Origin of the sequence: Microbacterium sp. Leaf288 (genome assembly GCF_001422925.1) — a bacterium.
In the GTDB taxonomy this organism is placed as follows: Bacteria; Actinomycetota; Actinomycetes; order Actinomycetales; family Microbacteriaceae; genus Microbacterium.
The window spans coordinates 1-20,433 of the sequence record NZ_LMNI01000015.1 but is presented as its reverse complement, the minus strand read 5'-3'; the positions used below and the strand labels follow the sequence as shown (position 1 = coordinate 20,433).

14 protein-coding genes are annotated in these 20,433 nt (G+C 65.4%); 3 read left to right on the top strand and 11 right to left on the bottom strand.

The window, feature by feature from the left end:
• Positions 1-307: 307 nt before the first annotated feature.
• The 9 genes from ASF40_RS19915 to ASF40_RS19875 all read right to left on the bottom strand — a co-directional run bounded on the left by ASF40_RS19915 (position 308) and on the right by ASF40_RS19875 (position 12,120).
• Entirely contained in the window at positions 308-2,404 is a 2,097-nt protein-coding gene (locus ASF40_RS19915) for a hypothetical protein (RefSeq protein ID WP_157549850.1), read from the bottom strand.
• Between the two features lie 23 nt (positions 2,405-2,427).
• Complete coding sequence (locus tag ASF40_RS19910; RefSeq protein ID WP_056372435.1) at positions 2,428-3,288, bottom strand: carbohydrate ABC transporter permease; 861 nt, start codon at positions 3,286-3,288, stop codon at positions 2,428-2,430.
• A complete protein-coding gene (locus tag ASF40_RS19905) occupies positions 3,285-4,127 on the bottom strand; it encodes a carbohydrate ABC transporter permease (RefSeq protein WP_200919545.1) in 843 nt (280 codons plus the stop codon). Before ASF40_RS19905 ends, ASF40_RS19910 begins: the two co-directional genes overlap by 4 nt.
• 202 nt (positions 4,128-4,329) lie before the next feature.
• Positions 4,330-5,580 carry an ABC transporter substrate-binding protein gene (locus ASF40_RS19900; RefSeq protein WP_056372431.1) on the bottom strand — a complete coding sequence of 417 codons (1,251 nt, stop codon included), beginning with the start codon at positions 5,578-5,580 and terminating at the stop codon, positions 4,330-4,332.
• Between the two features lie 152 nt (positions 5,581-5,732).
• The gene (locus ASF40_RS19895; protein ID WP_056372429.1) at positions 5,733-6,746 is read right to left on the bottom strand and encodes a LacI family DNA-binding transcriptional regulator; all 1,014 of its coding nucleotides are present in this window, start codon (positions 6,744-6,746) and stop codon (positions 5,733-5,735) included.
• Positions 6,747-6,898: 152 nt separating this feature from the next.
• Positions 6,899-7,198, bottom strand: a complete 300-nt coding sequence (locus ASF40_RS19890) for a carboxymuconolactone decarboxylase family protein (protein WP_056372427.1) — start codon at positions 7,196-7,198, stop codon at positions 6,899-6,901.
• A gap of 126 nt (positions 7,199-7,324) precedes the next feature.
• Positions 7,325-8,827 (bottom strand): MFS transporter, encoded by a 1,503-nt coding sequence (locus tag ASF40_RS19885; protein WP_056372425.1) that lies wholly within the window; start codon positions 8,825-8,827, stop codon positions 7,325-7,327.
• A 94-nt stretch (positions 8,828-8,921) separates the two neighbouring features.
• On the bottom strand, positions 8,922-10,184 hold the full coding sequence (locus ASF40_RS19880) for an MFS transporter (RefSeq protein ID WP_056372423.1): 1,263 nt from the start codon (positions 10,182-10,184) through the stop codon (positions 8,922-8,924).
• A gap of 31 nt (positions 10,185-10,215) precedes the next feature.
• Positions 10,216-12,120, bottom strand: coding sequence for a glycoside hydrolase family 3 protein (locus ASF40_RS19875; RefSeq protein WP_200919543.1), 1,905 nt, complete (start codon positions 12,118-12,120; stop codon positions 10,216-10,218).
• Positions 12,121-12,356: 236 nt separating this feature from the next.
• Here ASF40_RS19875 and ASF40_RS19870 point away from each other — a divergent pair, with 236 nt between their 5' ends.
• A complete protein-coding gene (locus ASF40_RS19870) occupies positions 12,357-13,364 on the top strand; it encodes a LacI family DNA-binding transcriptional regulator (RefSeq protein WP_056372421.1) in 1,008 nt (335 codons plus the stop codon).
• Positions 13,365-13,749: 385 nt separating this feature from the next.
• Here the strand turns inward: ASF40_RS19870 and ASF40_RS19865 are convergent, their stop codons facing one another.
• The gene (locus ASF40_RS19865; protein WP_235560302.1) at positions 13,750-16,437 is read right to left on the bottom strand and encodes an excinuclease ABC subunit UvrA; all 2,688 of its coding nucleotides are present in this window, start codon (positions 16,435-16,437) and stop codon (positions 13,750-13,752) included.
• Positions 16,438-16,592: 155 nt separating this feature from the next.
• Positions 16,593-17,009, bottom strand: a complete 417-nt coding sequence (locus ASF40_RS19860; RefSeq protein ID WP_200919542.1) for a nuclear transport factor 2 family protein — start codon at positions 17,007-17,009, stop codon at positions 16,593-16,595.
• A 67-nt stretch (positions 17,010-17,076) separates the two neighbouring features.
• Here ASF40_RS19860 and ASF40_RS19855 point away from each other — a divergent pair, with 67 nt between their 5' ends.
• The gene (locus tag ASF40_RS19855; RefSeq protein ID WP_235560301.1) at positions 17,077-17,439 is read left to right on the top strand and encodes a winged helix-turn-helix transcriptional regulator; all 363 of its coding nucleotides are present in this window, start codon (positions 17,077-17,079) and stop codon (positions 17,437-17,439) included.
• 399 nt (positions 17,440-17,838) lie between these two features.
• Entirely contained in the window at positions 17,839-19,833 is a 1,995-nt protein-coding gene (locus tag ASF40_RS19850; protein ID WP_200919541.1) for an alkyl/aryl-sulfatase, read from the top strand.
• The last annotated feature ends 600 nt before the right edge of the window (positions 19,834-20,433 follow it).

Below are 20,433 nucleotides of genomic sequence, written 5' to 3'. Positions count from 1 at the left end.
TCTCGGACGGTCTCGATCTGGCCCATTCCCTTAGTTCCGTCTCGATCAGCCTCGGATGTGGGCACCCCCTGGTCAGGGCTTTCTTGCTGAGCGGGCCGACGTCGCCGGCGTAGGACCGGAGCGGGTCGAGGGCGGCTGAGGCGGATCGACGGCGATCGAGAACGACGCCGAGATGGGCCGTGCCCACGGATCGCCCACAACTTCTCATGTGGCGCGATTGCCCACGGCAGGTCCGCCGCTCAACGCTGCTGCGCCCTCAGTCGCGGCTTCGGCGCCGACTGGTTACGTGGCGCATGAGGTTCGTGGTTCAGGCGAGTGATGCGTATCCGTCGGCCTCGAGCTGCAGCCACAGCGCCAAGTGGAAGTCTTGGTCGTTCGCGAGCGGATCCGCCGAGTGCGCCGGAACCCCGTCGACCGAGGTGGGCATCACGAAGGCGCAGGTCGCGGAGCCGTCGGCGAAGTAGTTCGCCATGTTGGCGCGGAGGATCGCGTATCCGAGGGCTTGGGTCTGGTCCGTGCGGAGCGGTTCAGGAAGTCTGAGCAGCACGGTCGCGGTGAGCGCGCTCCAGTAGTGCGGGAACACGTCTCCCCATTGCCGGCGCTGGCCGAACCAGTACCCGTCCCAGTGGCGGACCGCGACACCGTGCAGACGGGCATGCGGCTGCGGTCCGCCGAACGCCGCCAGCCACGGCAGACGCGCGCGGATGGCCTCGATGAAGATGGGGTCGTCGGACAGGCGGTGGGCGTCGATTAGCAGGTTCAGCAAAGGTGCGACCATCGACTGTTCGTAAGCGACCTCGTGCCCGGGCAAATTCGTGCCGATCTCAGTGAAATGACGGGCACTGTCCAGTAGTGCCTCCCGCAGGTCCGCGGCCCGAGTCTGGTCTCCAGATGCCGTTAAGGCTGCGGCGACGTCGACGACGATCTCGGAGAACCCGATGGTGAGGAAGCGGCCGATGCCGAGCTCGAATCCACGCTCCAGAAGTCGTGCGGCGAGATCGAGGTCCTCGCGGCGGAGGTGCTGCTCGTGGCGTAGCAGGAAGAATCGTGCGAGCCAGGGCGAGTCGTATAGCCGGATGCCGGAGTGCTGGGCTTGCGAGCCGCGCCGGGGTGCGGCGTCGGCGTCTATGAGGTGAGTGCGCGCGAACGCCGCCCAGCCATCCAGTTCGACGTCGACAGAGGCGTCGAGCCACCCCCGCAGTAGTGCCTGTTGAAGCATGATTGCCACGCCGATGCGCTCGGAGCCGTCGCTCCAATCCGACCATCCATTCGTGGTCTGGGTGAGTCCGGTGGTCGTGTCGACCGGGACGATGGCGTGAGTGAGCAGCCCTGGCCGCTCATTGCTGAGTTGATGGTCGAGCACGTAGGCGCTGCGCTTTCGCACCGTCGCCTCAACCCCTTCGTGGAACAGCACCTCGGTGCGTGCGTCATCGCCGATCTGGACCCAGTAGTTTCCGGCTTTTCGCGACGTGAGGCTCGCACCCTCCTGCGTGGGTCTGACTTCCACCCCGTGCTCTGCGCGGACCGTGCGGTCGGTATGCACGGTGATGACATCGCCGACGGTGGCACTGAACGAAGAGAACTGAGCGGGGGCCCGCGTCCCGGCTTCCAGGGCGGACATGTTTTCGTACCAGGCGAGATCCCACGACAGCAGGTAGTCGGCTCCGGGTGCGAGTTCGATCACGGGCTGCCCACCGAAGGCGTTGGGATTGCGTGCATTGTCGGTGACGTGAAGGACGAGGTGTCCGCGCGCGTTCGAAATGGTGGTGGTGTTGCGGGTCTCCACCGAGTAGCCCCAGAGAGCGCCTTCGCGGACGGTGAGTCCAAGGATGCGCCCCGTCCCATCCATGGGCTGGGCGGCCACCCAGGACCAGGCGCCTCCGGTGAAGATGTGGGCGTGGACGCGTCGGCTGAGTGCATCGAGGGCGCCGGGGTAGAGGTCGGCGAAGGGCGTTTGGATGCCGAGGCTGGTGATGCGCATCGGCTGGTCCCCGGTGTTGCGGAACCGGTAGGTCTCGCGCAGGACGTCGCCACCGTGGCGTTCGATCTCGACGGCGAGGTGATCGCCGACGCGATATTGGGTCATCACAGAATCCGGTGTCGTCTTGATCGAGGCGGGCGTGCTCCACCGCCCGGCGAAGGTGTCGCTGATGACGTAGCCGGTTCCCCACGCATGTTCGACGGAGTGCCATGGGATGGTCGCATCCAACAGGAAGGTCCGGTTCGGAGCGTCGGGGGCGGTGAACTGGATGGGCGCGCCGAGGGCAGCGTCGATGGTGACCGATCCATTTCCGAGCCGCAGCGTGGTGGTCTCCACTGCCATGGTCGGAATTGTCGTGTCGGTGTGGATCGTCGTCTCGACGAGGGACGGTGAGGCGAGGGCGGGAGTATGGGTGACAGTCATGTGATGTTCTCCGGTGACGGGCGTCAGCCCTTGATCGAGCCGGCGACGCCGCCGATGACGTGGCGTTGCAGGATGACGTAGAAGACGACGAGCGGAAGGACCCCGAGCACCATCATCGGAAAGAGGGACGCCCAGTCGATGGAGAACTGGCCGATGTTGCGGTAGACCTCCTGCAGGATCACCTGCTTTTCGCGGGACTGCAGGAAGTACAGCGGGCCCATGAAGTCGTTCCATGCGCTCAGCGTGTTGAGGATCGCGACAGTGACGACCGCCGGTCGCAGCAGGGGGAACACGATTGTCGCGAAGGTGCGCAGCACCCCGGCGCCGTCGATGCTCGCGGCCTCTTCGAGTTCTCTCGGGATCGTCGAGGTGAAGGCGTAGAAGAGAAGCGTGGCGAACGGCAGGTTGACCGCGACGTTGATCAGGATGACGCCGAGCAGGCTGTTCATCAGCCCGAGCGACTTGATCACCTCGTATAGCCCCAGGATCGACATCTGGTAGGGGAACATCAGCCCGGACAGCAGGACGAGGAACGCGATCGCAGCGATACGACTGTTCGCCTTGCGGTTCAGCGCATACCCGGCCATCGATGCGAAGAGGACGACGCCGATGACGGATCCCGCTGTGATGATGAATGTGTTGAGGAACGCGCGCGGATAGTCCATCCGGATGAACGCGTCGACGTAGATCGACAAGTCGAACGAGGACGGCAGTCCCATCGGATTCGCCGCCGCCTCGGCAGTCGTCTTGAACGTCGTGACGATCAAGTAGTAGATGGGAATCAGCATCACGATGCTGAATGCGATCAGCACGATGAGAACGAGGGTGTTGGTGCGGCGACGGGTGCGTCGCATCGACGTCAGCCTGGTGGCGGTGGGGGTCATGAGTACCTCGCCTCGAGTCGACGGAACACGCGCAGTAGCAAGCCGCCGATCAGCAGGCTGACGATGAGGAACAGGATGCCGAAGGCGGCGGCCACACCGTAGTTGCCCTCGGAGAACTTCCGATACATGAGGGTGAGCACTGTTTCGGTGGCGTATCCCGGTCCGCCGTTGGTCATGGAGATGACGATGTCGAACACCTTCAGGCCGGCGATGAGGCCGGTGACGATGGTGATCTGAAAGGCGGGGAGGAGGCCCGGCAGCGTGACGGTGAGGAAGGACTTCCACCGGCCTGCGCCATCGAGCGCAGCGGCCTCGTAGAGGTCGTTGTTGATGGTCTGCAGTGCGGCGAGGTAGATCACCATCTGGTAACCGAACCACTGCCAGACCTGGGTGACGATGATGGTGCCCAGCGCGAGGTTGGGATCGCCCAGCCAGTTGACGTTGGCGAGCCCGATCGAGCGCAACACGGTGTTGATGAGGCCGAAGTCGTTCGAGGAGAAGATGTAGCTCCACAGGTACCCGACGACCAGGACGCTGAGCACGGCCGGGCCGAAGAAGATGGTGCGGAAGGCACCTCGGAACGGAATCTTCGAGTGCAGAAGGAGCGCCATCGGCAAGGCGATCAGGTTCTGCAGAACGACGACGACGACGGCATAGGTGAGTGAATGCTGGATGCCGGCCAGCATCTGCGGACTGGTCAGTGCTTCGACGTAGTTCTCGAGCCCGACGAAGTTGACCTCGCGGCTGTGGTTGCTCTGGTCCGTCAGGCTCAGCACGGCCGTGCGGATCACCGGGATGATGAAGAAGACCCCGAAGATGATCAGGGCCGGCGCCACCATCAGGATGTATGGCAGCCGAGACCGCAGTCGAGCCGGCAGTGGCATCCGCCGACGCGTCGTCCGAGTGTTCGGGCGACGTGGCGGCGTCCACGCATCCGTCGTGCCGACTTCCGCGCCTAGGCGCGGCGGCGCTGTGGTGGAACGCATGATGTGAGTCCTGTCCGAGGCGTGCGCCCGGCGGTCCGGGCGCACGCCTTCCGGGTCAGTAGCGGATGGAATCTGCCTGATCGTCGAGCTGAGTGATCAGGTCGTCGGTGCCCTCCTGGCCCCCCACGACGCTCTGCAGACCCTTGAGAAGCGTGTCGATCATCGTCTGGGCGGGCATGTTCACTCCCCAGCGGTCCCAAGCGACGGCAACGTGGCCCTCCGCGAGGAGGGGCGCGACGAGCTCGTACTCGGCGGGGAAGGATCCTTCGACGCCGTTGAAATAGCTGAAGGCGCCAGGGTTGGAGTCCAGGATCGCCTGCATCGCCTCAGGCGAGGCGAGTGCGTGGAGAGCCGCGAGCGCTGCCTCAGGGTGCTTGCTGTCGACGTTGACGCCGAAGCTGGCGGCGGGGCCGCCGAGCAGCCACTGATTGCCGGCATCGCTTCCGACATGGGAGAACATTCCGAAGTCGATGCCCGATTCCTTGATGGTTTCGTAGTCCCACGCGCCGCTGATGAACATGGCGGCCGATCCGCTCGTGAATTCCGCCACGGCCTGGGTAAGAGGGGTGCCGAGCATCTCGGGTGTGAGAATGCCGTGATCGATGACCTGGCTCCACTCTTCGACGGCGTCGTTCCAATTGCCGTCCAGCGTGGTCTCGCCGAACGCGAACTCAGAGTCGATCTCGGGGCTGCCATCACCGTTGTGGTAGTACGCGTTCTCAAGGAATCCCATCAGCGAGTGCACGGCTTTGTCGCTGTCCGCCAGGCCAGCGGCCATCGGCTTGATGCCGGCGTCCGCGAGGGTGTCCGCCGCGTCGAGGAATTCGTCGAACGTGCTGGGAACTTCGGCGCCCGCCTGTTCGAAGAGGCTCTTGTTGTAGAAGACGCCGGAGAACCACCCGTAGGAGGGGACTCCATACACCGCGCCGTTCGCGTCAGTGGACAGCGCGAGACCTTCTGCAGTGAAGTTGGCCACGACCTCGTCATCGCTGATGTCGACCAGGTTGCCGGCTGCAACACGGGCCGGGAAACTCGCACCGTCCATGATGATGTCGGGACCCTCGCCTGACGCGAGCTGTGTGCTTAGCCAGGTGTTGTACTGATCCAGGGGGATCTGTGTGTACTCCAGCGTGATGTCCTCCTCCGCGAGGATGTCGTTCGCGGCTTCGAGGGACGTGCCGATCACGTTCTCCTCGTACCACGAGGCGATCGTGACAGTCGCGGCACCGCCTACCTCACCTCCACCCGAAGAGCAGGCGGCAAGCGAGATGGATGCGGTTGCCAGGGCAATGGCGGCGGCGGCCATGCGTGTCCCGGCTCGACGTTGAGTCATCGGATTGTCCTTCCGTGCCGTCCGCGGCGGCGGCGGCGGCGAAATGGTGCGTCAGTGTGTCGATGCGCATCGATTCGATGCGCATCGACAGGTTAGACCAAGACGGTCGAATCAACAAGTGACGATTAGTCGGATGTCGCCGCAGTGGTCGCGCGTCGCGTCAATCGCGGGGCGACCAGGAGCACCTCGCGAGGTGCGTCGCTCCCGCCGAGTCGAGAGAAAAGAGTCGCCATAGCAAGTCGCGAAACGTCGCGCGGTTCGGGCGACACGTTCGTCACCGGAATGCGGAACGCCTCCGCCGTATCGTCGGGGCACAGTCCGACGAGTGGTACCTCACGACCCGGTGTTACGCCGTCCGACAGCAGGATCTGCATCGTCATGTCAATCGCCTGAGGCGTGCGCGCGACGATCCCGGCCCGGTCCGCTCGGATATCCGCGACGAGACCGCCGAAGGCTCCAAAGCCCACCCAGCCCTCCGCGCTGGGTTCGAAGGTGTCGCATCGCAGTCCGGCGCGCAGCGCGGCATCCTGAACTGCGTCCGCGAACTGATGCACGAACCCGAAGCCCTGAGCACGCACCTCGGGAGCCTCTCCGATCAGCACGATGCGCGAACTCCCAGCGGCGACGAGTTCCTCAACGGCGAGATTGCCCGCGGCCTGCACGTCGAAGTCCACGCAGTCGAGGCCGGCGGAATCGTCGGGGATTCCGATGAGCGCGACCGGGACGTCGAGCTCTCGTGCGGTCGCGACGCGATCATCGTCACGGCGAATGTCCATCAACACGATGCCATCGACGATGGCCCTTCCGGCCAGCCGCTCGAGACCTGCGGGTCCCTCGTCTGCCGTGACGAGCACGACGTCGTAATCGCGCTCGCGGCAATAGCCGGTGATCGTGTCGATGAACGGAAGCAACGCGCCGACCTCGGTGGTCGCTGTGAATCGGGTGACCAGACCGAGGACGTTCGTGCGGCTCCCGGCGAGGGCTCGGGCTCCTGCGTTGGGGTGATATGAGAGTTCGCGCATGGCCGCCTCGACGCGTGCGCGAGTCTCCGGCGAGATCGTCCGAGTGCCGCTCATCACGTACGAGACGGTGCTCTGCGAGACTCCGGCGAGCTTCGCCACGTCGCTGGCCGTTGCCATGCTTGTACCTCCGGCTGGATTCTATCCGCGTCCGCGACCGCAAGGTCAGCGGGGGAGTCCACGCAATGCAGGGGAGCGCAGCTCGAGACACGCACGCTGCGTGGAGTGCCTCCTCTGGACGAACAGCGAATGACCGAGATGACCGGAAGCGGTCAGTCGCTCTCGGCGATGGCTTTCATCGCCTTCCACCCGTGCGTGACTCCGCCGCCGGCGCGCAGGGCTGCGACGACCATGACGGCTTCCGCGACGTCGGCCTTAGAAGCGCCGGCCTTGATGGCGCGCTTTGCGTGGTCCTCGATGCAGAACGGGCACTGGGTGGTCACAGCGACGCCGACGGCGATGAGCTCGCGAGTGGCCAGGTCAAGGTTGCCGGAGTTCTTACTGAACACGGATTTGTCGAATCCGAAGAATGCCGAGACCATCTCCGGTGCGGCTGCCTTGATGTCGGCCATAAACGTTGCTTCCTCGTCGTGGGAGTGCATGTGTTCCTCTCGTGGTGTGCGTTGATCTGCGGTCGGCTCCGAGTGCCGGACTACCGCGGGATGGATTGCGCGGAGACTCGGTTCCGCGTTGTTTGCTCAGGTCTTGACGGGGTGGGCCTGGGTGGGCCTTGGGGTGTTGATGGCGGTCGCGGTGATGATCGCCGCCAGGACCAGTGAGACCGCGCCGACGGTGAGTGCGGCGGTGTAGCCGTCCACGAGCGCCTGCGAGGCCTCCGTGACCAATGGGGTGTCGCCGTCTTGCCGGCCTTGGGTCAGCATGGCGAGGGCGTCGGGGAGATGACGTGTGGTGACGGCGACGGCAATGCTGGAGGTGACGGCCATGCCCAGGGCCGTACCGATCTGCTGGGCGGTGTTGAGCAGCGCGGAAGCGATCCCGAGGTCCTGGGGAGCGGCGCTGCTGACTGCAGCGGAGGTGAGGGGCACGAAGTTGAGCGCGAATCCGAATGCGGTGGCGAAGATCGCCGGCAGCAGGTGCGCCCAGTAGGGGGTGCTCGTGCTGATGAAGGTCAGCGAGAACAGGCCGCCGGCGGCGAGCAGCATCCCGGCGCCGATGATCCAACGTGGCGCAAGTGTCGCGGCGAGCTTGGAGCTGATCGCCGCGCCGGCGACGATGCCCACCGCGAACGGCAGCCAGGCCAAGCCGGTCTGCAGGGGTTCGAAGTCGAGGACGTACTGCATGTAGAGGTTGAGCAGGTAGAACATACCCAGCGGGCCGAACGAGACCATGAGCATCCCGAAGTACGCACCGGACCGGTTGCGGCTCTTGAACATGCGCAGCGGCAGCATCGGGTCATTCATCTTCGACTCGACGACGAGGAACACGAGCAGAAGGACGCCGGCCGCGGCGAGGAACGCGAGGGTCGCCGGATCAGCCCAGCCGTGATCGCCGCCACGGGTGATGGCGTAGACCAGAGAGGCCATGGCGCCGGTGCCGAGAACCGCGCCGGCGACGTCGAGCCTTCCTTGGTGGCGGTCGGCTTCGACCAGGGTTCGGGTGCCGGCGAGCAGGAGCAGACCGATGGGGATGTTGAGGTAGAACATCCAGTTCCAGCCCAAGGTGCCGGCCAGCACGCCGCCGGCGAGCAGGCCGACGGCGATTCCGAGGCCCGACATCGCCCCGTAGAGCGCGAGTGCTGTATTGCGATGCTTCCCCGCCGGGAAGGTGGAGTTGATCGAGGCGAGCACGTTCGGTGCGATAAAGGCTGCGCCGACGCCTTGCACGGCGCGGCCGAGGATGACCATCGTCCCGCCGGTGGCGAGGCCGGCGATCAATGCCCCGGCCATGAACACGACGAGCCCGATGCGCAGCAGACGGCGGCGGCCGTAGAGGTCGCCGAGGCGTCCGCCGAACAACAGCAGGGCGCCGAACAGCAGGATGTACGCGTTGACCACCCAGGGCATCATCCCCGCGGACATGCCCAGGTCCGCTTGCATGGCGGGCAGTCCCACGTTCGCGATGACGTCGTTGAGGACGATGAGCAGCTGCCCGCCCGAGACGACGAGCATCGGGATCAGCACCCTCTTGTCTGACGTGTCGTCTGCGGTCTGTCGAGCGGATTCTGTGGATCGCACAGTCATCGGTCAGAACTCCTCGGTCGCGATTCTGATACCCATAGGGGGTATTACCACTGCTGGAACCACGATATCCCCGCCGCGTATTCCGAACCGGATCTCAGCGCACTCCCTTCACCTTGAGGACTGCGAGTGCGCCGATGATCGTGCAAGCGCCGGCGACGAAGAACAGCACCGAGTAGTCCCCGCCGCCGACGGCGAGGATTGCGGGCGCGATGGCCGGTGCGATGGACTGCGGGAGGGCGCTGGCGATGTTGAACACGCCAAGGTCCTTCGCGGCGTTGTCGCGGTCGGGGAGGACGTCGGTGACGAGCGCGAGGTCGACGGCGAAGTAGATGCCGATCCCGGCGCCGGTGATCGCCATGGCGATCAGGAACCCGGTCATCTCCGTCGAGATCGCGACGACGAAGAGTCCGATGCCGTAGACGAGGGCCGAGGCGAGGACGAAGATCTTGCGGCGGCCTGACATGTCGGAGAGCTTGCCGCCGACGAGGCTGAACAGCACCCAGCACACCGAGGACACCAGGGTCGCGATGAAGATGCTGTCGGGAAGCTCGGTCTCGGAGATCCCGATCTTGTTGAGCAGGTAGAACGCCTGGTAGGTGAGCAGGAACGACTGTCCCATGACGAACAGGAAGCGGCTGATCCAGGCCCAGGCGAAGTCCGGTGCCTTCCGTGGGCTGGTGTAGAAGGTCGAGACGAACTCGCGAAACGACCACACAGGCTTGTCGTCGCCTGACAGTCGTCTGTCCTTGAGGACGAGCATGAACACGATGACGAACATGCTGGTGATCGCCATCGGGAACATGAACATCGCCAGCTGACCGAGCGGTGCAACGAGCTGGACGACGTAGGCGCCGACGACGAGTGCGATCGGGGCGCAGATGCCGAGGACACCGGAGACCGCGCCCCGCTGCTTCTCCGGGATCTGATCTGCCATGATCGCGACGACCGCCGCAAGGAGTGCGTTGAAGGCGAGTTGCGTGATCGACCAGCCGACGACGACCACCCATACGGTGGGGGCCATCGCAACGATGACGAGGCCGGCGGTGGCCCCGATGAGGCCGACGATCATCCAGGGGCGGCGCATACCGAGCCGCGCTGTCGTGCGGTCGCTGAGGCGCCCGAAGAACGGATTGCCGACGAGCGCGAGCAGCGCTCCGACTCCGGTGACCAGGCCGAGGGCGGCCGGTGCCGCCTCAGGCCCGACGGGGCTGTTGATCTTCAGGGGCAGCGTCACCAGGACGGGTGCGAGGAGCGCCAGCCACACGCCCATGTAGGCGAGGACGTAGAGCGTGATGAAGCCTCCGCCGACCCGTCGGACGATCGCTGCGGCTGAGGTGGGTGGTGCATCGGACGTCATCCGATTCCTTTCTGCGGGGCGTCGTGTGGATCTAGAGCATCGACAGGCGGGTGAGGGTGCGTTGGAGCCTGGACTCGTCGGCGCCGCCGACGACCATCGTCAGGACGGAGCGGACGTCCATGCCGAGGGCGACGTTCAGCATCGGGTGGTCGAGGAGCTCGGGGACGCCCTCGGCGAGGATCGTTCGGGCGTCCGGATCCTTGAGCAGCAGTCCGATGCTCGTCCGGTTCAGGCGATAGCGGCCCCCGCTGCGTCGAGCAAGCGTGGTCGCGAACTGTTCCTCCTCCGTGGGATGCGGGCGGGGCCGCCAGTCCTCGTATCGCAGGCCGAACCCGAACTCGAACGCGGGATTCTCGGAGTCCGAGGGGACGTCGGGGCGACTTGCTCGAACAGCCGTCATGGAGGACGGGAGCTCCATCGGTAGGCGTCCCCGCGGTTCCGCCTCGCCGAAGAGCACGCGCGCGAACGCCTCATCGCTGGCACCGAACTCGGCGATCAGGGAGTCGACGTGAGGGAGCAGTGGGGTGAGGATCGCGCCGCGGTCGAGGTACACACCGACCACGGTGGGAGCCGCTGACGCAATCTCCTGCAGGTGCTGTACGTCCTCGTCCGGGAAGTCGAGGGAACCGGCGTGGAAGAAGGACTCGAGGTCGCCGGGGTAGCCGCGCTGCTCGAACGGCGCGGCGGTGCGCAGGATGGCGACGTCCGCCTCCTGGGGTGTCGCCACGACATTCGCCCGGCCCGCCAGGGCGAGCGGGTCCATGCCTTCGACATACACCGAGATGCCGTGTCGCAGGGGCAGTCGTGCGCTTCCCGGGCTGTTGACGAGCAGCGTATGCGCCGCCGCCTGGGCGGCGAGCCCGGTCTCGCGTGCATCGGCCGCGCCGACGACGGCTTCGGCTCGTTCCGCGTCGACGAAAGGGTTGTCGAACAGGCCCAGAGTGAACTTCTCCCGCAGCAGGCGCCGGGCGGACTCGTCGATGCGCGCCTCGCTCAACTTGCCTGCGCGTACGAGGCCGACGAGCACGTCGGGGATGGCTTCTCCGCCGAACTGGTCGATGCCGGCGTCGAGGGCCTTGATCATCCGCTGTTCGAAGGTCAGGTGCTCCACGCCCCACGGGGTTGCGCCGATGATGCCCCAGTCGCTGCACACGATGCCGTCGAAGCCGAGCTGTTGACGGAGCAGGTCGTTGACGATCTTCCTGTTGAAGCTGAACCCCACCTCCTCGTACTCCGTGCCCATCGGGACGCCGTAGTACGGCATCATCTGTGAGATACCCGCAGCGATCACGTCCTTGAACGGCTGCAGGTGCAGATCCCACATCCGGCCCGGGTAGACCTGCTCCCTGCCGTAGTCGAAGTGCGGATCCTCGCCGTCGAGCTGCGGCCCGCCACCGGGGAAGTGCTTACCCATAGCAGCGACCGAATCGGGGCCGAGCCGCTCCCCTTGGAGCCCGCGGACATAGGCCACGCCGAGGCGGCGGGTGATCTCGACGCTCTCGCCGTATGTCCCGCCTGCCCGAGACCAGCGAGGGTCGGTTGCAAGGTCGATCTGCGGATGCAGCCCGAGAGAGATGCCGACTGCGCGGTACTCTCGTCGCACGATGTCGCCGTACCGCTGCATGAGCTCGGCATCGTCGAGGGCACCGAAGCCGAGCGGTTCCGGCCACTGTGAGAACGGACCGGAAGCGAGACCCGTGCCGGGATTGTTCCCGAAGGCGTGCCGCGGATCACTGGAGATTGTGACCGGGATCGCGAACGGCTGCGTGCGCGCTTCCTCCTGCACCGCGTTCGCCCACTCCGCCAGCTCTCGGGCGCCCGGGGCCTGCAGCGTGTTGAAGTGATTGATCCGGCGGTCCAGCAGCGTCTGGGTCGACGGGTAGCCGATCGGACCCGGGGCGTCGAAATCGCCGACTCCCGCGAGCGGCTGGAACATCAGGCCGGCTTTGTCTCCGAGAGGGAGCCGAGCGAGGAGATCGTCGGCTCGCTTCTCTGGCGCCACAGACGGATCCTGATGAGGGTACGAGATGGTGGTCACGCGCCGGTCATGTTCTCTACTGCTCTGTAAAGGGCTGTTACTGACAGCTGTCACTGACGCGCGTCAGTGACAGCTGTCAGTATTACACTGGAGCCGCAGAGACGTCAATTTGTCGGCTAGCCGGGGAGAGCGCGATGGCGACGAAGGTGCAGAGGAGGGTCACGAGCGCGGATGTCGCACGAGAAGCCGGGGTGGCTCGCTCGACAGTCAGCTACGTCCTGAACCGGACTCCGCATCAGACCATCCCCGACACCACTCGTCAACGCGTTCTCGATGCCGCCGCGCGCCTCGGCTACATGCCGTCGGCAGCCGCCCGCACGCTGACGCGAGGCCGCTCCGACGTCGTGCTCTGCATCCTCCGGCCATGGCCGCTCGGCTCAGCTGCAGGAGCGCTCTTGGCCGAACTGACGGCCGCGTTCGGTCGGCAGGGGCTGACGCTCGTGACACACATCGAGGACCCAAGTGTCCGTAGCCTCGACAACGTCTGGAACGAGATCTCCCCGGCCGCCGTGCTGTCCTATCAACCCGTCGACCCGGAGGCAGAGCGTGCCATGCGCGCATTCGGCGTCCAATCCGTGGCCGTCCTCTTTGCCGACCATGACGGCAGAGCTCAAGTTGTCCGACTTGACAGTCGAATCGGTCGCATGCAGGCCGAGCATCTGATCGGCGCCGGCCATTCGCGCATCGGTTACGCCTATCCGGAGTTTCCTTCGCTTCAGGACTTCGCACGGCCCCGTCTGGAAGGCGCAAGGGCCGCTTGTAGCGACGCTGGCCTCGCCTCGCCAGACGTCCGCACCGTCGCCCTGGACGCAGCATCCGCCGCGGCCGCCATCGAGCACTGGCGCTCTCTGCCCCTGCCCGTCACCGGGGTGTGCGCCTACAACGACGAGGTCGCCCAAGCGCTGATCGCCGGTGCTCGCCTCGCGCGTGTCGACATCCCGGGCGAACTCGCGGTGATCGGCGCGGACGACATCCCTGCCGCAGCCCTGACGTATCCGCCCCTCACGACAATCGCCATCGACCATGTCGCCGAGGCGAGACGCATCGTGGAGACCGTCACCGCGGCAGTCGCCGGCGATGAGCCCCCCGCCGTCGCCGACGCTGCGGATCTCTTCACCATCGTGACCAGGGAATCGGCGTAGATCTCGCGCATCTCCGTCACGCGGTCGCAGCCGCGGAATTTCGCGGTGGCATAGCGTTCCCGTAGTGGCCGAGGTCGGATATGAACCTTCGCTCCTCGAGGGCAATGAAGCCGCTAAGCGATCACCGCACGGAACCGCGCGCGCGTTCGCGGCGTGGATCGATCGATTGGGTTCTCGAAGACAGGCGCGTACCGGATACCCGTGCAGCCCTTCGTTGACGCGGTGCGCGCAGCCCGAGACTAGGAGCCGGGAGCTTGCCCTGTCGACTCTCGCCAGACGATCCGGTTGAGCGGCCCTTCGTCGACTGCGGCATCCTCGTCGCGCAAGCGCGCGATGAGGGGCGCCCATCGCGTTGCACTCGATCCCGCCCCACACCACCGCGGCCCTAGCGTCGATCACCGTGAGAAAGGCCAGCTGCCCGATCGGGGCCTGTGGTCCCCTGATGCAGGCTAGGGGCGAGGAAGCGGCCGGTGATGCTCGCAGGGTTGGCCGCAATGGCTTCTGGCGTGCCGGTGGCTATGATCCGTCCGCCGTTGATGCCGCCGCCGGGCCCCAGATCGACGATGTAATCGGCGTTGGCGATCATGTCGAGGTCGTGCTCGATGACGATCACGGTCGCGCCCGTGGCGAGGAGTCGCTCGAGCACGCGCAGGAGAGTGCGGATATCGAGGGGGTGTAAGCCGACGGACGGCTCGTCGAAGACGAACATCGTCCCGGTGTGGGTGCGTCCGAGTTCGGCGGCGAGCTTCAGCCGTTGTGCTTCGCCGCCGGATAGGGCGGGGGTGTCCTCCCCGAGAGTCAGGTAGCCCAAGCCGAGATCGACGAGGGTATGCAGCTTCTTGCGCACTCTGGGGCGTTCGACGAGCAATTGCGCGGCGTCGGCGACGGTGATTGCGAGCAGTTCTGGAAGCGACAGGTGCCCGGGCGCGGGGAGGCGGAATCCGGATGCCTCGGGTCCGTAGCGGGTGCCGCCGCAGTCGGGGCAGGGAATGTCGATGTCGGGGAGGAACTGCACATCGAGGACGACCTGCCCGGTGCCCTCGCAGCGCGGGCATCGGAGTGAGCCGGTGTTGTAGGAGAAGTCGCCTGCGGTGAGCCCGCTGTCCTTTGCTGCGGGGGTCTCCGCGAAGGCACGGCGGAGATCGTCGAGGACACCGCTGTAGGTGGCGACCGTGGAGCGCACGTTCGTGCCGATCGGTGTCGCATCGACCACGTCGGCTCGTGTCACACCCGCCGCGTCGAGGGAGACGACGTGCGCGGGGAGCGGCGTCCCGTCGTGGATGGCGGCCAACGCAGGTACGAGGCTGTCCAGTACGAACGTCGTCTTCCCCGACCCGGACATGCCGGTCACTGCCGTGAGCCGACCTCTGGGGATGGCGGCCTCGAGTGCGCCGACGGTATGGATGGGTGAGGTCTTGAGTTCGATTCTTCCGTCGGAGAACATGTCGGCTTCGGTCGCACGGTCGCGGACCACCGCCGTTTCGTCGCCGGTGAGGAACTTCCCGATGAGGGATGCGGGGTTCTGCTGGATTTCCGTGATGCTGCCTCGGGCGAGGATCGTGCCGCCGGTGGAGCCGGAGCCTGGGCCGATCTCGATCATCCAGTCGGCTTCGCGCAGCACCTGCACGTCATGGTCGACGAGAACGACGGAGTTTCCGCCTTCGAGCAGGTCCCGCATCACGCCGATCAGGCCCTCGATGTTCGATGGGTGCAGTCCGATGGAGGGCTCGTCGAGCACAAAAAGAACCCCGGTCGTCTCGTTGCGGACCGCTCGTGCCAGTTGCACTCGCTGCCGTTCCCCGGTCGACAGGGTGGAACTGGCCCGGTCGAGGGTGAGGTATCCCAGGCCGAGCTCGGTGAGTCGGCGCCCCATCTCGGTGAACTGCCGGGTGATCATCTCCGCCATCGGACGCATGTTCGCAGGCAGGGTGGCCGACACTGTCGGCATCCACCGCATCGTCTCGGTGAGCGTGAGTGCGGTTGCCTCCGCCAGATTCATGCCATCCACCTCGGTGCCGCGCGCGGCTTCGGACAGGCGGGTGCCGTGACAGGCTGGGCAGGTGTGCGCGGTGATGAATCGCTCGACACGGGCCAGGCCCTTCTCGCTGGTGGCGTTCTTCATCGCTTCCCGCACGGCCTGACGCGCACTGCGATAGGTGAAGTTCAGATCGAACAGCTTCCCGGTCTTCGACGGCACCTTGATCTCACGCTTCTCGGCGGGACCATCGAGCACGATCTCCCGCTCCTTCGCGGTGAGCTCTGCGTACGCGACGTCGATGCGGACACCGAACGCGGCGGCGACCTGCGGCATCACTGAAAGCCCGAACATCGCCCAAGGTGCGACGGCGCCGTCCTCGATCGACCGCAGAGGGTCGGGGATCAGCGTCGCGTCGTCGATGTCACGTACTGTGCCGGTTCCTGAACAGGCCGGGCATGCCCCGTCGGAGTTGAACGCCAGCGATTCCGCTCCCGGCGGGGAGAACTCCGCGCCGCAGACCGGGCAGGTCAGGTCTTTGTTCGCTGCCACGTCGATCGTCGGCGACAGCCGGTGACCGTTCGGGCACAGGTGCGAGCCGAGCCGCGAGTACATCACACGCAGCACGTTGAGCAGTTCTGTCGACGTCCCGAATGTCGACCGCACGCCGGGAACCCCAGGGCGCTGGCGCAGCGCCAAGGCCGCTGGGACATGCCGCACAGAGTCCACCGTGGCGCGAGCTGCGTGCGACATGCGCCGGCGCGTGTACGTCGACAACGCTTCGATGTACCGCCTGGACCCCTCGGCGTAGAGCACCCCCATCGCCAGAGACGACTTCCCCGACCCTGATACCCCGGCGATCGCGACCAGCTGCCGCAACGGGATGTCTACGTCGATGTTCCTGAGGTTGTGCACCCGGGCGCCTCGCACCTCGGTGACCAGCGGAGCGCCCTGCTCGGGGTAGCCGGCCTGTTCGCTGTCCATCGAACCTCCACGTGGTTCATCACAAGTTCGCCACATACAGATTCCCATCGCCCCGCTCGATGGGATACGGCCGCATTGGTGATCGAGCCCGGCACGGATCTCGATGATCGCCAACGTGAGTGAGCACAGTCATGCGCTCGCTCCTCTGGGCGGGGGAGCCCTGAGCGCTGGGGGCGAAGGCGAGGGTCAGGGCGTCGGGGACTTGTTCGCTGCTCCCTGGCCAGAAAGCACGAGGTTGCCCCCCGCACGTCGACGAGGGCCAGCGGCCCTTACGGCATGCCCCAGAACGTGTCTTCGGTCGCCCCATCCTCCGAGAACAGGTGCACTTCGACGATCTTCCCGTCCCGCACGGTGAGCAGGTCGACTCCTGCCATGTCCATGGCCGCGTCCGAGCGGCTGCCGGAGAAGCGCACAAGCACGGCGACGAGCTCGCCGTTGACCATCGGGGGACCGGTCACGTCAAGACGGAACGTCCCTTCGCTGGCAGCCATCATGCCGCCCAGCAACGCGCCTACTCCGTCGATACCGGAGTGGTCTCCGGAGAACCGGTTCGCGCCCGGCTGATGCCACACCACGGCCGGGCTCAGCAGCTCCATCGCCGCAGGCACATCGCCTCGGCCGAGGGCCTCGAAATAGGAAGCGACAACCGCCGCAGGACTTTGTACGCTCATGTCCGTCTCCTTCATAGTGAACAATTCACATATAGTTTCACCTGGTAACTTGTTACCTCAAGGTAACTGGGAGGAGGGCTAGGTGACTCAGCCCGAGTGGAATGTGATGCTCGCTTCCTGCCCGTCGAGAACGTCGCTGGCACGCATTGCAAACAAGTGGACCGCCATGATCGTGATCGCTCTCAGCGGTGGCCCGCTGCGGTTCGGCGAAGTGCGCACAGCCGTCGATGGCATCTCGGGGAAAGTGCTGGCGGACACACTCCGCGATCTCGAACGCGACGGTGTCGTCACTCGAACGGCCTATGACGAGATGCCACCACGTGTGGAGTATGAACTCACGGATCTCGGGCGCACCCTGCAGGAGCCCCTCACGGCGCTCGGGCGATGGGCCGAGCAGCACATCGAGGAGGTCATCACGGCGCGAACCGCGTATGACTCGCGCTAGCCGGAATGCCAGTCAGGCCTCACGCGGGACAACGCTGCCCGCGAATCACGCGACGCGCCGGTTGATGCACCAAGACCGGTCCATCAGGACGATCCCACCCTTGGCCGGAAGCCGTTCGATATTGCGCTGGCACACCCCCAGGCGCCCGTGCCTCGGAACTCGTGCCCACATGGTGCCCACGGACGAGGTTGGTTGGCAGGGACTCAGTAGGAACGACAGCAGATTCTGATAGGTCGCAAGCCGCGGAATTCCGCGGCTCGCGGTTGACGCAGATTGGAATGGATCGAACCTCTTTGGGTTCAAATCCCACCGTCACCGCCATTGAAACCCACTCAAGCTGATCAGTCTGATCGACTTGAGTGGGTTTCGCTTTGTGCGGATGCGACCTCGGACGTCGGGGTGACGGCGCCGGCCGCTTTGCACACAGTGCGCCCGTGCGCCAGGCTGATCGAAGGCGTGACCCCACGGCTCGAACTCCTTACGGAAAGCAGAATGATGGCCCGCTCACCCCAGGAAGCTTCACCTGCCACTGTTGCCGCTCTCGCTGCAGCGCGGGAACGCTATCCGCTGGACGATGTGCAGGACTTCACGGATGTTGCGCGTGGCCTGATCGCACCTCTGCCCGAATCAGTGCTCGGCGATGACGGTCATGTGATCTTCGACCTGCACGCGATGGACTACATCGACGGAGACGCGCCGGATTCGGTCGATGCGAGTCTGTGGCGGCAGTCGAAGCTGATCCGCCAGGGTGGCCTGTTCAAGGTGGTTGACGGCGTCTACCAGGTGCGTGGCAACGACATCGCGCAGCTCACCGTCGTCGAGGGCGTCGACGGGCTCATCGTGATCGACTGCATGGCCGGGGTCGAAAGTGCTCGCCAGGGCATGGCGCTGATCCGCGAGCACGTCAGCGACAAACCTGTCGCCGGGGTGATCTACACCCATACCCATATCGACCACTACGGCGGTGTGAAGGGCGTGGTCTCGGAAGAGGATGTGCGGTCGGGCAAGGTGCCCATTCTCGCGCCGGGAACCATCGCTTCGTTCGACAAGTTCGCCATCGGCGAGAACGTCGTCGCCGGCAACGCGATGGCCCGACGCGCCCAGTACGCATTCGGTGGACTGCTGGAGCACGGCCCGCACGGGTTCGTCAGCTGCGGGATCGGCACGCTCACCACGAAGAACCCGACCGTCTCCTATATCTCACCGACTGACGGCATCCGCACGACGGGGGAGAAGCGCACCATCGCGGGCATCGAGTTCGAGTTCCTCTATGCCCCCGACACGGAGGCGCCGGAGGAGATGCACATCTGGATCCCGGAGCTGAAGGCTCTGACCACGGCGGAGAACGCCAACCACTCGCTCCACAACATCCAGACACTCCGCGGCGCGCGAACGCGGGATGCCCGCAACTTCGCCCGCTACCTCGACGAAACACTCGAGCGCTGGGGCAATGAGGCCGAGGTGCACTACGGACCGCACACCTGGCCGGTCTGGGGCAATGCCGACGTCACCGCAATGATCGCCTCGCAACGTGATGCGTACAAGTACATCCACGACCAGGCGCTCCGTCTCGCGAACCAGGGGTACACGCCTCTGGAGGCTGCGGAGGAGATCCGCCTGCCGGACGAGCTCGACCGCAAGTGGTTCAACCACGGCTACCACGGCACCGTGCATCACGACGTCCGCGCAGTCTTCACGAAGGAGCTCGGCATGTGGGATGGCGACCCCGTGTCGCTGCATCCGCACCCGCCTGTGGAATCCGCGAAGCGATACATAGCCTTCATCGGCCGCGACAAGGTTCTGGAAGAGGGCAAGCGTGCATTCGAAGCTGCCGACTACCGGTGGGCGGTGGAGATCCTGCACAAGCTCGTCTTCGCCGACCCGGGCGACGTCGAGGCGCGGGATCTGCAGGCCGATGCGTATGAGCAGCTCGGCTTCCAGGCCGAGGGTCCGCAGTGGCGCGGGATCTTCCTCACGGCCGCTCGAGAGCTTCGCGAAGGGATTCAGCCGACCGCGTTCACAACGGCCAGCGAGGACACTCTGCTCGGGATGCCGATCGACATCCTGTTCGACTTCGCCGCCGTGCACGTGAACGGCCCGAAGGCGGCGGATGCTGACATCCGGATCAATCTGGACTTCACCGACAGCGCCGAACAGTGGAATCTCTGGATCGCGCGGGGCGTGCTCAACGCGCGGCGAGGGCACTCGACCGATGCCCCCCTCACCGTGAGCGCACCGAAGCCCCTGATGGTCGGCGTGCTTCTCAAACCGAGCGTCGCACCGCAGCTCGCCGCGGGCGGGAAGATCGCGCTCCACGGCGACACCGATCAGCTTGTCGAACTCGCCGCAGTATTGGACGACTTCGATCCGGCCTTCCCGATCGTCACGCCATAGAGCGCATCGCGTCCTCTGTGTGTGGCAACGCAATCCGACATCGACGCTGATCCACATCCTTCCGCGCTGATCGATGCGGATGCCTGATCCCGCCTGAATCAACGTGAACCGACCCATCTGATCGTTCCGGATGTCGGGGTCTGTGAGTTCACATCCCACCGTCAGCCCCATCTTCACCAGATCAGCCCTGTTACGTGCAGGGCTGATCTGCGTGTGGGACAGGTTCGATCGCGACGGAATCGGGCCCTCGGGGAGGTCTCCGCAGGGGGCGAGCAGCCGTGCAGAGCGTCGATTTGTGCGAACCCGCATTCACGGGGTAGAGTCTTCTTGTTCGCCCCAAAGGGTAGAGCGGAAGGCCTCAGGGTCTGGCTCCCCTCAAGTAGCGAACCGCCCCCATCACCTCCAAGACGCTCTGCGTGCTGGACGATGGGTATCCTGCTCGAAGAGCTCCGGTCGGTCTGACGGATGGCTTCGATGGGATAAGATAGTGAAGTTGCCCTGCGGTGATGGCTGTGAAGCTGGAATGCGGGTGCGTCCGATCTTTGAGAACTCAACAGCGTGCACTTGTCAAATGACTCAACAGCGTGCACTTGTCAAATG